Raw genomic sequence first — 13,627 nt, forward strand, 5'->3', positions numbered from 1 at the left:
CGTGGCATTCACGCCCATATCCCGTCGCACCGCCCGCGTCTCGCGCTTCCTCGGCGTCGCCGCCGCATCGACCGCGATCGTGCTCGGTGCCTCCGGCAACGCGCTTGCCTGCAACATCAGTGAGTTCTCCGCCGAAGCCGCGTGCGACGGCACCCAGGGCGTCATCACCGTCACCGACGTCGACAAGTCCGGCGTCGAGGCGACCGTCTCCGTCTACCTGCAGAGCAACGGTGCCGACGCGAAGAAGGTCGGCGAGCAGACGGTGAAGGGCTCCAAGAAGGGCACCACCATCACCTTCGAGGAGGACTGGGCGCCCAACGCCGAGTACCGCATCCACGTCGAAGCCCTGCCGTACATCAAGGGCGAGGACATCAAGCCCAACCTGACCACCCCGGCGACCGCCTGCAAGACCGAGGACACGCCGACCCCGACGCCCACCCCGACTCCCTCGGACTCCGCCAGCACCCCGGCCGAGGAGTCCCCGACCCCGACCCCGTCGGCTTCGGAGGGCACCACCGCTCCGGCCTCCGTCGAGAGCAACGCCCCGTCGCCCGCGGCCGGCGACTCCAACCTCGCCGAGACCGGTGCGAACTCCAACACCGGCATGATCGCCGGGATCGCGATCGCCCTGGTCGCCATCGGTGGCGGCGCCGTCTTCTTCGGCCTGCGCCGTCGTGGGGCGAGCACCCGCTGACGCTGTACCCGTACGCCGGTCACGGCCCGCCCCCGTTGTGGGGCGGGCCGTCGCTGTGTCAGCCGAAGCTCGTCCGCTCCAGCCAGAACTCCAGCAGCTCCCGCTCCCCCAGCACCTCCAACTCGGGGCTGTCCAAGGGCAGCCGGCGGTAGAAGGCGAGCAGTACGGCGGTCAGCGGCCCCCGCAGCGCGACGGTCGCCTTCTCGTGCCCGCGCCGCCAGGTGATGACGTCCTCGGTGAACTCGATCAGCCACTCCGCGTGGAGGCCGGGGCTGCCGTCGGTGGCGTGCAGATGGATGCTGCGCCCCGTGCCGCGCAGTTCCCGCATCTTGCCGTCCGGCACGGTCCGCTGGGCGAGTTGGATGATCTGGAGCCACTCGTCGATCGCGTCGGCGGCGATGTCCGGGGCGACCTCGTAGAGCTGCCCCGCGGCGAGCGTGGCGTCGGCGCGGTGGATCGTCAGCTCGTGGGCCATGCGACGGGCCCAGAAGCCCGAGGTGGGAATCCCGGCCCAGGACCACACCGCGGTGTCCGGTCCGGCCTCCCTGAGCGCGGCGACGAGCAGGTCACCGGTCTCGGCGAGCCACGCGTCGAGCTCACCGGCGTCTTCGGGGCCCTCCGCCAACGGCACCTGATCATCGGGAAGTTCCTGTTCGGCCCGGGTGCGCACCAACAGCTCCACCCACCGCAGGGCACCCCCGGTGTGCCGCACCAACCGCTCCAGCGACCAGTCCGGGCAGGTCGGCACGGTCGCGGACAGGTCGGCCCCGGAGGTCACCACGGCCCTCAACAGGCCGACCTGGTCAGCGATTTCATCGCAGTAGCGGTCATGTGCGAGCAGTGTCATGCCCCGCACTGTAGGTCCGCCTCCGTCAGCCCAGCACCACGATTTCCTCCGGGTCGAACTCCACCCCGACCACGTCCCGGACCTCCGGCGCCGCCCGCAGCGCGCACGCGGCCTCCAACCGCGGCCCGTCGTCGGCGGGCTGCAGCTGTACGGCGACATGGGTGCCCCTGAAGGTGCGCGCGGCGACCGTGCAGCGCAGGCCCTGGTCGGCGGGGAGGAGCCGGACGCCCGCGGGGCGCACGAGGAGGGTGTGGAGGCCCTGCGGGGCGCCCTCGGGGACCGGGATCTTGCCCCACGCCGTGTCGGCGGCCTCGCCCGAGACCGTCCCCTCCACCACGTTCTCGAAGCCGAGGAAGCGGGCCACGAACTCGTCCGCCGGCCGCTGCCAGACCTCCAGGGGCGTACCGGACTGGGCGATCCGCCCGTCCCGCATCACCACGACCCGGTCGGCGAGCGCGAAGGCCTCGCCCTGGTCATGGGTGACCGCGAGCACGGTGGTGCCCAACCGCCCGAACAGCTCCCGCAGTTCGACGACGAGCCGCTCCCGCAGCGACCGGTCCAGCTGCCCGAGCGGCTCGTCCAGCATCAGCAGCCGGGGCCGGGGCGCGAGCGCGCGGGCCAGAGCGACCCGCTGCTGCTCACCACCGGAGAGTGCGCCCACGGCTCGGCGGGCGGCGCCCGGAAGCCCGACGAGGTCGAGCAACTCCTTTACCCGCTCGTCCTGTTGTGCCTTCGCGGCCCCGTGCATCCGCAGCCCGAAGGCCACGTTGGCGCCCACGTCCCGCTGCGGGAACAGCTGATGGTCCTGGAACATCAGCCCGACCCCACGCTTGTGCGCGGGCACCCCGCCCTGGTCGCGCCCATCGAGCGACACCCGCCCCTCGTCGAGCGGCTGGAGCCCGGCCACCGCCCGCAGCAGCGTCGATTTGCCGCTCCCGCTGGGCCCGAGCACGCACACGATCTCGTGCTCGGCGACATCGAGGCCGACCGCGTCCAGCACGGCCCGCCCGCCGAACCGTACGGTCGCGTCCTGAAGGCTCAGCAGCATCTAGAACTCCCCGGTCCGGTCGGTGCGCAGCCGTTCCAACGCCAGCAGCGCCACCGCGCACACCACCATCAGGACGGTCGAAAGGGCCATCGCCTGGCCGTAGTTGAGGTCACCGGCACGGCCGAGCAGCCGGGCCACGGCGACCGGCAGCGTCGGGTTGTCGGGCCGTGCGATGAACACGGTCGCCCCGAACTCGCCGAGCGACACGGCGAAGGCGAAGCCCGCCGCGATCAGCAGCGCCCGTCGCACCATCGGCAGGTCGACCTCCCGCCACACCCGCCACGGCGACGCCCCGAGCACGGCCGCGGCCTCCCGCAGCCGGTGGTCCACGGCCCGCAGCACGGGCAGCATGGTCCGGACGACGAAGGGCACCCCGACCAGCGCCTGCGCGAGCGGCACCAGGATCCAGGACTGCCTGAGGTCCAGCGGTGGTTCGTCGAGGGAGATCAGGAACCCGAAGCCGACGGTCACCGCGGACACCCCGAGCGGCAGCATCAGCAGCGCGTCGAAGCCCCGCACCCAGCGCCCCGCGTCGCGTCGGGTCAGCGCGGCCGCCGCGAGGCCGCCGACCGCCACGGCGATGGCGGTGGCGGCGAGGGCGTACTCCAGCGAGTTCCCGATCGCCTCGATCGGCGCGACGAGGAAGACCCCGCCGTCGCTGTGGGTCAGCGCCCGGTAGTAGGCGAAGTCGGGGGCGTCGAGCGACCGTTGCACCAGCACGGCGAGCGGCAGGACAAGGAGTACGGCGACGGTCGCGAGGACCCCGGCCAGCAGCCCCCACTCCCCCGCCCCGCGTGGCCGCCGGGTCGTGCCGGACGCGTCGACCAGCCGGAGCGCGCTCTCCCTGCGCCGTACGGTCCAGGCGTGCAGGGCGAGCACCGCGCCCACCGCGACGAACTGGATCAGCGTGAGCACGGCGGCCGTGGCGAGGTCGAAGATGTCGGTGGTCTGCCGGTAGATCTCCACTTCGAGGGTCGAGAAGGCGGGCCCGCCGAGGATCTGGACCACGCCGAAGGAGGTGAAGGTGAAGAGGAAGACCATGAGGGCGGCGGCGGCCACGGCGGGCCCGAGCGCGGGGAGCGTGACCGTGCGCCAGGCCCTGGGCCGGGACGCGCCGAGCATCCGCGCCGCCTCCTCCTGCCGCGGGTCCAGTTGCGCCCACAGCCCGCCGACGGTCCGTACGACGACCGCGTAGTTGAAGAAGACGTGCGCGAGGAGGATCGCCCACACGGTGGTGTCCAGCCGTACGCCCCACCACTCGTCCAGCAACCCACCGCGCCCGACGAGCGCGAGGAAGGCCGTACCGACCACGACCGTCGGCAGCACGAAGGGGACGGTGACCACGGCCCGCAGGATCTGCTTGCCGTGGAAGTCGAAGCGGGCGAAGACGTACGCGCCGGGGAGAGCGACCAGCAGCGTGAGCGCTGTGGAGGCGAGGGCCTGCCAGGTGGTGAACCACAGGACGTGGCGGATGTCCGGCTGGGCGAGGACGTCGCCGATCCGGCCGAACTGCCAGGCACCGCCGACTTCCAGCCCGCGCGCGACGATCGCGGCGACGGGCCAGGCGAAGAAGACGGCGAAGAACGCGACAGGCACGGCCATGAGGCCGAGCCGCGCCGCGGTGCCGCCGCGGCGGGACCCTACTTCAGTACGAGCGAGGTCCACGACTTGACCCAGTCGTCACGGTTGTCGGCGATCTTCGCGGGGTCCATCGTCTCGGGGTCCTTGGCCTGCGGGCCGTACCGGGTGAACTCGGCGGGCACCGAGGCCCCCTGGACCACCGGGTAGACGAACATGTTGAGCGGCATGTCCTGCTGGAACTCCTTGGTGAGCAGGAAGTCCAGGAACGCCTTGCCGCCCTTGGTGTTCTTGGCGTTGCTCAGCAGCCCCGCGTACTCGATCTGCCGGAAGCAGGTCCCGTCGGCGACCCCGGTGGGCGCGGTGCTGGGCTTCGGGTCGGCGTAGATCACCTCGGCGGGCGGCGAGGAGGCGTACGACACGACGAGCGGCCGGTCGGCCTTCGCCTTCTTGCCCCCCGCGGAACCGGAGAACTCGTCGTTGTAGGCCTGCTCCCAGCCGTCGACGACCTTGACGCCGTTGGCCTTGAGCTTCTTCCAGTACGCCTGCCACCCGTCGTCCCCGTACTTCGCGGCGCTCCCGAGCAGGAACCCGAGGCCCGGCGAGGAGGTGGAGGCGTTCTCGGTGACGAGGAGGTTCTTGTAGGCGGGCTTGATCAGATCGTCGTACGACGTCGGCGGCCTGAGCTTGTGCTCGGTGAAGTAGGCCTTGTCGTAGTTGACGCAGATGTCGCCGGTGTCGATGGGCGTGACCTTGTCCCCGTCGACCCGGTACCCGGCCTCGATCCCGTCGGCGCCCTTGGCGGCGTACGGCTGGAAGAGCCCGTTGTCGAGCGCGCGGGACAGCAGGGTGTTGTCGACGCCGAAGAAGACGTCGCCCTGCGGGTTGTCCTTGGTGAGGATGGCCTTGTTGACGGCCTGCCCGGCATCGCCGTCCTCCAGGACCTTGACCTTGTAGCCGGACTTCTTCTCGAAGTCGGCGAGGACGCCCTTGGAGACGGCCCACGAGTCGTGGCTGACGAGGGTGACGGTCCTGGAGCCTTCGGCCCCCTTGCCGGAGTCCGACGACCCGCACGCGGACAGCGTGACCAGGCCGAGACCGACGAGGACAGCCCAGTACTTCTTGGTGTTCACGGTGATGACCGAACTTCCTACCCAGAATGACCTGGGCGAGGTTCAGAGGGTCTGCGGCCCGATCGCCGCACTCTCAGCGCTGTCGCGCTCCCCTGTCGGATATGAAGATGTACCTATGGGAGATGTACGTGTGGGTTAAAGATTACCGCTCGGTGGCGGCCAGCTGACCACAGGCCCCGTCGATCTCCTGCCCGCGGGTGTCCCGGACCGTCACCGGCACCCCATGGGCGGCGATGGCCTCGACGAACGCCTTCTCGTCCTCGGGCCGGGAGGCGGTCCACTTGGACCCGGGAGTCGGGTTCAGCGGGATGAGGTTGACGTGCACGGGCTTGCCCTTGAGCAGCCGCCCGAGCCGGTCCCCGCGCCAGGCCTGGTCATTGATGTCCCGGATGAGGGCGTACTCGATCGACAGCCGGCGCCCGCTCCGCTCGACGTACTCGAACCCGGCGTCCAGCACCTCGCGCACCTTCCACCGCGTGTTCACGGGGACGAGGGTGTCGCGCAGCTCGTCGTCGGGGGCGTGCAGGGAGATCGCGAGCCGGCACTTGAAGCCTTCGTCGGCGAACCGGTGGATGGCGGGCACGAGCCCCACGGTCGACACGGTGATGCCCCGCTGCGACAGCCCGAGCCCGTCGGGAGCGGGATCGGTGAGCGCGCGGATGGAACCGACGACCCGCTTGTAGTTGGCGAGCGGCTCGCCCATCCCCATGAAGACGATGTTGGAGAGCCGCGCGGGCCCGCCCGGCACCTCCCCGTCCCGCAGCGCCCGCATCCCGTCCACGATCTGGTGGACGATCTCGGCGGTGGACAGATTCCTGTCCAGCCCCGCCTGCCCGGTCGCGCAGAAGGGACAGTTCATGCCACAACCCGCCTGCGAGCTGATGCACATGGTCACCCGGTCCGGGTACCGCATCAGCACCGACTCCACGAGCGTCCCGTCGAACAGCCGCCACAGCGTCTTGCGCGTGGTCCCCTGGTCGGTCGACAGATGCCGTACGACGGTCATGAGCTCGGGAAGCAGCGCCTCCTGCAGCTTGCCACGCGAGCCGGCCGGGATGTCGGTCCACTCCGCCGGGTCGTGCGCGTACCGCGCGAAGTAGTGCTGCGAGAGCTGCTTGGCACGAAACGGCTTCTCCCCGATCCCGGCCACGACCTCTTTACGTTCGGCGGGCGTGAGATCGGCAAGGTGCCGCGGCGGCTTCTTGGCTCCGCGGGGGGCGACGAAAGTGAGTTCTCCGGGCTTAGGCATAGCTCAACCAGTGTCGCAGATCATTCCGGGACCGCGGTCAGTAGATCCACACGCCGAAGGCCATGACCGCCAGGCCGACGAGGGCGAAGAAGCCGCCGGCGAGGGTCATCGGGAGCGCCTGGCCGCGGCGGCGGGACGGCTCCAGGCCACGGTAGGTGCTGACCGCCGCGTAGATGCCGACGAGGGCGATCACGCATCCGATGACGAAGGCGGCGAGTCCGAAGAAGCCGGACCAGGTCGAGGGGTGGTCCGGGTTGGGGGTGACCACGGCCGCGAGGGCCGCTCCGCCGAGGGGGCTCACTTGTCGTTCTCGTCCTTCGTCAGGTTCTGGATGTCGGACTCGATACCGGACGCGGCGGCGTAGACGCCGGTGTTGAGAGTGGTCCCCACGGTGTTCTTGAACGCCGCGTCCGCGAGCTTCCCCCGGTCGCTGAGGTGTTCCCCGCCAAGGCTGCCGTGCTCCTCCAAGGCATGGTTGACGCCGTGGTTCTGGGCGTTTCCTGCGGCACCGGCGACGGCGTTGGTCAGAGCGTCCTGACCCATGGTCGAGGCGTCCTGGCCGTTCGCGTAGTCGGCCGTCAGACCACCCGTCATGTTGCCGAGCGCTCCGTTGACCGCGGTGCCGAGCAGGCTTTCCCCCCTCAGGAGGTCTCCGGCCACCCCCGTGACCCGGGTCCCGATCGCACCGGCGCCCGCGGTGAACCCGGCCGTGCCGCCCGCGAGCAGCGCGCCGTTCCTGAGGTCGGCGCCCACGGTCACCGGCTGCCCGTTGACGGCCTGGGTCACCATCAGGCTTCCCGAGTCCGCCACGAAGTTCGTCGCAAAGCTCTCCAGCCCTGTCTTGGCGAAGGTCGCGGTGACCCGGGCCACTGCGGTGAGCATCTTCTTCAGCCCGACGACCGTCTCCGCACTGAGCCCCGAGAACCGCTCCAGGAGGCCCGCCACCCGTTCCGCCGCCGACGTGAACATCCCGACCAGGTCCACGATCTTGGCCACCCGCTCGGCCACCGCCGTGTTCGCGACGAGGTCGGAGAGGAACCCGGTGAAGAACGACAGCGCGACCCCGGCGATCTCCATCTCGGCGATCTCGACACAGATGTCGATGATCTCCTTGTTGATCCCGTCGATCTCGTCGGCGTAGGACCGCAGACCGTCGGCCACGTGATGGAAGTTGTCCGCGACCTCCTGGACGACCTTCTTCTGCTCGCCCCAGTGCTTCTCGAAGGCGTCCCGCGCGGAACCGTGCCAGCCCTGCCGGTCGACCCCCGCGATCGCGGAGTCCATGGCCCGTACGACATCCGTCAGCTCGGTGCCCATGGCGTCCCACTGCCGGGCGACGGAACGGAGCGTGTCGCCGTCGCCGCCCGGGAGTTCCACACCGGACGCCTGGAGGATCTCCAGGACCTTGCCGTCGATCCAGTCGTTGACGCTCACGAACGGCCACCTGGGGTCCGGGCCGCGGCGTCCAGATAGCCGAGCGCGGTCCGGTCCGACTCCGCGTAGTGGGTCACGTTCAGACGCAGCCGGTCACCGTCGCTGTTCAGCACGTCCGGAAGGTGCCCGAGCGCCTTCACCGTGCTGTCCAGCAACTGCCGGTACTTGTCCACCGCACCGTCGCAGACACCGAGCAGCCCGAACGCCTCCCCGATCTCGGCCGCGCTTCCCGCGAACCCCGCGATCGGTCCGGCCAGCCCCTTCGCCTCCTGGTCGAACCTGCCCGCCAGCTCCGTCAGCGTCTCCGGGTCCACCCCGAACTGCCCGCTCATCCCGACTCCCCGTTCGACCGCTCGCTCAACGGCCAAGCATGTCCCGGACAGGGATTCCGCAGAAAGGATCTTTTACGGATGCGAAGCAGTGCCTGACAGACACTTTGCGCCACGCCGACCAAGCCAATGCCTGCGGCGGCCCAGGGCGCCATCGGGGTGAGCGCTGAGCCTGCTCGGCAGGTCGCCTGGCCCAACGTTTCGGCCCCCGCCCTGGACAGGACGGGGGCCGAAACAACCGTACGAAAACAACCCTGCAAACGCTGTCAGCCGGATCCCACGAACAGCACCAGCAGCAGCCACACCACAGGCGCCGTCGGCAGCAGCGAGTCCAGGCGGTCCATGATGCCGCCGTGCCCCGGCAGCAGCGTGCCCATGTCCTTGATGCCGAGGTCCCGCTTGATCATCGACTCGCCGAGGTCACCCAGCGTCGCGCTCGCGGCGACGGCGAGGCCCAGCAGCAGGCCCTGCCACCACGCACCGTCGTCGATCAGGAACTCCATGCACAGCGCGCCCGCCACCATCGCGAACGCCACCGCGCCGACCAGACCCTCGCGCGTCTTGCCGGGGCTGATGCGCGGCGCGAGCTTGTGGGTGCCGAAGCGCCAGCCGACGGCGTACGCGCCGGTGTCACTGACGACGGTCAGGAGCAGGAACATCAGGACCCGGGCTGCCCCGTCCTCGGCCGTCAGCATCATGGCGACGAACGTGGCCAGGAAGGGAACGTAGAACGCCGCGAAGACAGCCGCCGTGACGTCCTTGAGGTAACCCTCCGGCGGCTCCGTCATCCGCCAGACGAGAACGGCGAGCGCCGTGAGCGCCATGGCGACCCAGGCACCCTCGGCGCCCCGGACGTACCCGGCGACGACCATCGCGGCCCCACCGAGCGCCAGCGGCACCAGGGGCGCCCTGATGCCCTTGCGCTCCTGAAGCCTGCTGGTCAGTTCCCACAGACCCACGACGACGGCGACCACTATCACGCCGACGAACGCGGCCTTGACGAAGAACAGCGACGCGATGATCACCGCGCCGAGCCCGACCCCGACCCCTATGGCCGCACCCAGGTCCCGCCCCGCACTCTTCTTCTGCGGCGCGGGCGCCGGCTGCGAGGCGTCGGGCATGGGCTCCGGATTCTGCGTCTGCGGCGCCGCCGGGTAGGGCTGCGCCGACCTGGTCGGGTCGCGGTAGGACGTCGTCCCGTCGCGGAACGTCTCGTCCTGGAACGGGGAACCGCTCAGCCGAGCGGCCCCCCGGTTGTCATCCTGGTCGTTGCCGTACCGGGGTACGGCGGGTCCGTCGGGCACGATGGGCATGGGGCGAGTGTGCTGCGCGTCATGCGCATCGTACGCGGGACCCGCCGGGGCAGCCCCCTGGACAGGCCCCTGGTCGGACGGCCCCCAGTACCCGGCGTGTGGCGGAGTCGCCCAGGAAGAGTCGTTCATCAGACCTCGAGAAGCTCCGCTTCCTTGTGCTTCAGGAGCTCGTCCACCTGGGCGACGTATTTGTGTGTCGCGTCGTCGAGTTCCTTCTCCGCACGACGGCCGTCGTCCTCGCCGACCTCGCCGTCCTTGACGAGCTTGTCGATCGAGTCCTTGGCCTTGCGGCGGACCGCGCGAATGGACACGCGCGAGTCCTCGGCCTTGCTCTTGGCGACCTTGATGTAGTCGCGGCGGCGCTCCTCGGTGAGCTCGGGGAACACCACGCGGATGATGTTGCCGTCGTTGCTCGGGTTGACGCCCAGGTCGGAGTCACGGATGGCCTGCTCGATGTTGCGCAGGGCCGTCTTGTCGAACGGGGTCACCACCGCCATGCGCGGCTCCGGCACGGAGAACGAAGCCAGCTGGTTGATCGGCGTCGGCGCGCCGTAGTAGTCGGCCACGATCTTGTTGAACATCGCCGGGTGCGCACGACCGGTTCGGATCGCGGCGAAGTCCTCCTTGGCGACCACGACGGCCTTCTCCATCTTCTCCTCGGCCTCGAGGAGGGTCTCTTCGATCACCACTTGCTCCTGCATGTCTTGAGTAGGCCCGGCTGCTGTTCCGTGTGCGTGGGGCGGCGGCCGGCTGCGTCGCGTCTTCTTCCTGCACGGTTCCCGACCGGCAGGACATTGTCCATCCCCCGGTCAGGGACCGGGTGTGTCCCGGGTCAGTCCCGGCTGCCCTGGTCGCCCACAAGCGTGCCGATCTTCTCACCCTTGACGGCGCGCGCGATATTGCCCTCCGCCAGGAGCTCGAACACGAGGATCGGGAGCTTGTTGTCGCGGCACAGTGTGACGGCCGTGGCGTCGGCGACCTTGAGGTCGCGGGTGATGACCTCGCCGTATCCGAGGGCGTCGAACTTGACCGCGTCGGGGTTGGTCTTCGGGTCGGAGTCGTAGACCCCGTCCACGCCGTTCTTGCCCATCAGCAGCGCCTCGGCGTCGATCTCCAGGGCGCGCTGCGCGGCGGTGGTGTCGGTGGAGAAGTAGGGCATGCCCATGCCGGCGCCGAAGATGACCACGCGGCCCTTCTCCAGGTGGCGCACGGCACGCAGCGGGATGTACGGCTCGGCGACCTGGCCCATGGTGATGGCGGTCTGCACCCGGCTGTCGATGCCCTCCTTCTCCAGGAAGTCCTGGAGGGCGAGGCAGTTCATCACGGTGCCGAGCATGCCCATGTAGTCCGAGCGGGCGCGGTCCATGCCGCGCTGCTGGAGTTCGGCACCGCGGAAGAAGTTGCCGCCGCCGATGACGACGGCGATCTCGGCGCCGTCCCGGACCACGGCGGCGATCTCACGGGCGATCTTGTGCACCACGTTGGGGTCCACACCCAGGCCCCCGCCGCCGGCGAACGCCTCTCCGGACAGCTTCAGCAAAAACCGGCCGCGTACCTTGCCGTCGTCGCTCTTGGCCTTGGTGGTCATGGAGATCCCGCCTCTTTCACCTGTTGCACATACGAAGAAGGCCATTGCCGGTGGGAACTGGTTCGCATCCCATGCGCGGCAATGGCCTCCTCGTCAGATCTGCTGTCGTCCGCCACGCGCGTGCGTGCCGGCGTACCGGACGACTGCTGACGACCCTATCGGGCCCGCGCGTCGCTCGCGGTACGGACTCAGATGCCGACCTTGATACGCGTGAAGCGCTTCAGGGTGACACCGGCCTCGTCCAGAACCTTCTGGACCGACTTCTTGTTGTCGAGCGCGTACGGCTGGCCCAGCAGCGTGGCGTCCTTGAAGAATCCGTTGAGGCGACCCTCGACGATCTTCGGCAGGGCGGCCTCGGGCTTGCCCTCGGCGCGGGTGGTCTCCTCGGCGACGCGGCGCTCGGTCTCGACGACCTCGGCCGGCACGTCCTCCTTGGAGAGGTACTTCGGCGCGAAGGCGGCGATGTGCTGGGCGACACCGCGGGCGACCTCGGCGTTCGGCTTGTCCAGCTCGACGAGGACACCGATCTGCGGGGGCAGGTCGGGCATCGTGCGGTGCATGTACGCGGTCACGAAGCCGTCACCGAACTGCACGAAGCGGTCCAGGACGATCTTCTCGCCGAGGTTGGCGTTGGCCTCGTCGACGTACGCCTGAACGGTCTTGCCGGCCTCGATCTCGGAGGCGAGCAGGGCCTGCAGGTCGGCCGGGGAGGTCTTGGCGACGTGCTCGGCGATCGCGCCCGCGACGGCCTGGAACTTCTCGCCCTTGGCGACGAAGTCCGTCTCGCACTTCAGCTCGACGAGGACGCCGGAGGAGTTGTCGTCAGCGATGATCGAGACCACGGCGCCGTTCTCGGCGGAGCGGCCCTCGCGCTTGGCGACGCCCTTCTGGCCCTTGATCCGGAGCGCCTCTACGGCCTTGTCGACGTCGCCCTCGGCCTCGTCCAGCGCCTTCTTGCAGTCCATCATTCCGGCGCCCGTGAGCTCACGGAGCTTCTTGACGTCGCCGGCGGTGTAGTTCGCCATGAGTCTGTGAATCTTTCTCGAAGTCTGGAAGATCGAAGATCTGCGGGGTCTGCGGCCCCCATACAGCCAGGGGCCGCCGACTCTCCGCTGACCTACGGGTGAACGGCGGGAGCGGACTTGACCGCGCCGATGGCGCTGTCGGATGCCGTATCGCTCCCGCCGTCACCCCTGACGCTGACGGGTCAGGCCTGCTCGGCGTCCGCGGCCGGAGCCTCGGTGACCTCGGCCTCGGCGGCGGGTGCCTCGGTGACCTCGGCCTCGGCGGCCGGAGCCTCGGTGGCCTCGGCGGCGGGGGCCTCGTCGGCCGGAGCCTCAGCAGCGGGGGCTTCGGCAGCCTCCGCGGCGGGGGCCTCCTCGGCCTTCTTCTCGCCACCCTCGAGCAGGTCGCGCTCCCACGCGGCCAGCGGCTCGCCCGCAGCCTTGTCGCCCTTGCCCTCGGTGGCGACACGGGAGCGGGAGATGAGGCCCTCGGCGACCGCGTCGGCGATCACACGGGTGAGCAGGGTGACGGAGCGGATCGCGTCGTCGTTGCCCGGGATCTTGTAGTCGACCTCGTCGGGGTCGCAGTTGGTGTCGAGGATGGCGACGACCGGGATGTTGAGCTTCCGGGCCTCACCGACCGCGATGTGCTCCTTCTTGGTGTCCACGATCCAGACGGCGCTGGGGACCTTGGACATCTCGCGGATACCGCCGAGGGTCTTCTCCAGCTTGGCCTTCTCGCGCGAGAGCACGAGAAGCTCCTTCTTGGTGAGACCCGACGCCGCGACGTCCTCGAAGTCGATCTGCTCGAGCTCCTTGAGGCGCTGCAGACGCTTGTAGACGGTCGAGAAGTTGGTGAGCATGCCGCCCAGCCAGCGCTGGTTGACGAAGGGCATGCCGACGCGGGTGGCCTGCTCGGCGATGGCCTCCTGCGCCTGCTTCTTCGTGCCGACGAACATGACCGTGCCGCCGTGGGCGACGGTCTCCTTGACGAACTCGTAGGCGCGGTCGATGTACGACAGCGACTGGAGCAGGTCGATGATGTAGATGCCGTTGCGCTCGGTGAAGATGAAGCGCTTCATCTTCGGGTTCCAGCGACGGGTCTGGTGACCGAAGTGGACGCCGCTTTCCAGCAGCTCCCGCATCGTGACGACGGCCATGGCCGTTCTCCTTGAGTTTCTCGGTTGTGCCGCGGGAACCGGACGGCTCCCGCGCCTGACGCCCGCATGCGCCGTGCCACGAAGGACCGAGGGGCGCTGACTAGGGACCGTTGCCGGCCGCGTGTCGGGGCGTGCGAAGTCGAACCGGTGACCCGGATCGCCAGAAGAAGTGTACGGGACCCGCGGGGTACCGGGTGACGCCGTTGTCCACAACCGGACGGTGGTCCACAGGTCCCGGTCACGACCGGGG

The 13,627-nt window shown here is 69.7% G+C and carries 14 protein-coding genes; 1 reads left to right on the forward strand and 13 read right to left on the reverse strand.

Annotated elements, in window-relative coordinates; translation table 11 throughout:
• Window position 1 precedes the first annotated feature (1 nt).
• Window positions 2–694, forward strand: a complete 693-nt coding sequence (locus tag ACZ48Z_RS18490) for an LAETG motif-containing sortase-dependent surface protein (RefSeq protein WP_468736906.1) — start codon at window positions 2–4, stop codon at window positions 692–694.
• Window positions 695–752: 58 nt separating this feature from the next.
• On the opposite strand, the gene ACZ48Z_RS18495 is transcribed toward ACZ48Z_RS18490, so the two are convergent.
• The 13 genes from ACZ48Z_RS18495 to rpsB all read right to left on the reverse strand — a co-directional run bounded on the left by ACZ48Z_RS18495 (window position 753) and on the right by rpsB (window position 13,377).
• Complete coding sequence (locus ACZ48Z_RS18495) at window positions 753–1,541, reverse strand: maleylpyruvate isomerase family mycothiol-dependent enzyme (RefSeq protein ID WP_468736907.1); 789 nt, start codon at window positions 1,539–1,541, stop codon at window positions 753–755.
• 25 nt (window positions 1,542–1,566) lie between these two features.
• Entirely contained in the window at window positions 1,567–2,589 is a 1,023-nt protein-coding gene (locus ACZ48Z_RS18500; RefSeq protein WP_468736908.1) for an ABC transporter ATP-binding protein, read from the reverse strand.
• Window positions 2,590–4,254, reverse strand: coding sequence for an ABC transporter permease (locus tag ACZ48Z_RS18505; protein ID WP_468736909.1), 1,665 nt, complete (start codon window positions 4,252–4,254; stop codon window positions 2,590–2,592). It lies immediately after the preceding gene.
• On the reverse strand, window positions 4,230–5,300 hold the full coding sequence (locus tag ACZ48Z_RS18510; RefSeq protein ID WP_468736910.1) for a thiamine ABC transporter substrate-binding protein: 1,071 nt from the start codon (window positions 5,298–5,300) through the stop codon (window positions 4,230–4,232). The genes ACZ48Z_RS18505 and ACZ48Z_RS18510 overlap by 25 nt, the downstream gene beginning before the upstream one ends.
• Window positions 5,301–5,442: 142 nt before the next feature.
• Window positions 5,443–6,549: a dual-specificity RNA methyltransferase RlmN gene (rlmN, locus tag ACZ48Z_RS18515; protein ID WP_468736911.1), complete on the reverse strand. Its 1,107-nt coding sequence runs from the start codon at window positions 6,547–6,549 to the stop codon at window positions 5,443–5,445.
• A gap of 37 nt (window positions 6,550–6,586) precedes the next feature.
• Complete coding sequence (locus ACZ48Z_RS18520) at window positions 6,587–6,850, reverse strand: hypothetical protein (protein WP_468736912.1); 264 nt, start codon at window positions 6,848–6,850, stop codon at window positions 6,587–6,589.
• On the reverse strand, window positions 6,847–7,983 hold the full coding sequence (locus ACZ48Z_RS18525; RefSeq protein WP_468736913.1) for a WXG100 family type VII secretion target: 1,137 nt from the start codon (window positions 7,981–7,983) through the stop codon (window positions 6,847–6,849). The genes ACZ48Z_RS18520 and ACZ48Z_RS18525 overlap by 4 nt, the downstream gene beginning before the upstream one ends.
• The gene (locus tag ACZ48Z_RS18530; protein ID WP_468736914.1) at window positions 7,980–8,315 is read right to left on the reverse strand and encodes a WXG100 family type VII secretion target; all 336 of its coding nucleotides are present in this window, start codon (window positions 8,313–8,315) and stop codon (window positions 7,980–7,982) included. The genes ACZ48Z_RS18525 and ACZ48Z_RS18530 overlap by 4 nt, the downstream gene beginning before the upstream one ends.
• Window positions 8,316–8,578: 263 nt before the next feature.
• Complete coding sequence (locus ACZ48Z_RS18535) at window positions 8,579–9,754, reverse strand: phosphatidate cytidylyltransferase (RefSeq protein ID WP_468736915.1); 1,176 nt, start codon at window positions 9,752–9,754, stop codon at window positions 8,579–8,581.
• Complete coding sequence (gene frr / locus ACZ48Z_RS18540) at window positions 9,754–10,311, reverse strand: ribosome recycling factor (protein ID WP_468736916.1); 558 nt, start codon at window positions 10,309–10,311, stop codon at window positions 9,754–9,756. The genes ACZ48Z_RS18535 and frr overlap by 1 nt, the downstream gene beginning before the upstream one ends.
• A gap of 146 nt (window positions 10,312–10,457) precedes the next feature.
• Entirely contained in the window at window positions 10,458–11,213 is a 756-nt protein-coding gene (gene pyrH, locus ACZ48Z_RS18545; RefSeq protein WP_468736917.1) for a UMP kinase, read from the reverse strand.
• 188 nt (window positions 11,214–11,401) lie between these two features.
• Window positions 11,402–12,238, reverse strand: a complete 837-nt coding sequence (gene tsf / locus ACZ48Z_RS18550; protein ID WP_468736918.1) for a translation elongation factor Ts — start codon at window positions 12,236–12,238, stop codon at window positions 11,402–11,404.
• Between the two features lie 182 nt (window positions 12,239–12,420).
• Complete coding sequence (gene rpsB, locus ACZ48Z_RS18555) at window positions 12,421–13,377, reverse strand: 30S ribosomal protein S2 (RefSeq protein ID WP_468736919.1); 957 nt, start codon at window positions 13,375–13,377, stop codon at window positions 12,421–12,423.
• Window positions 13,378–13,627 lie beyond the last annotated feature (250 nt).

Source organism: Streptomyces sp. NPDC031225 (genome assembly GCF_055570355.1).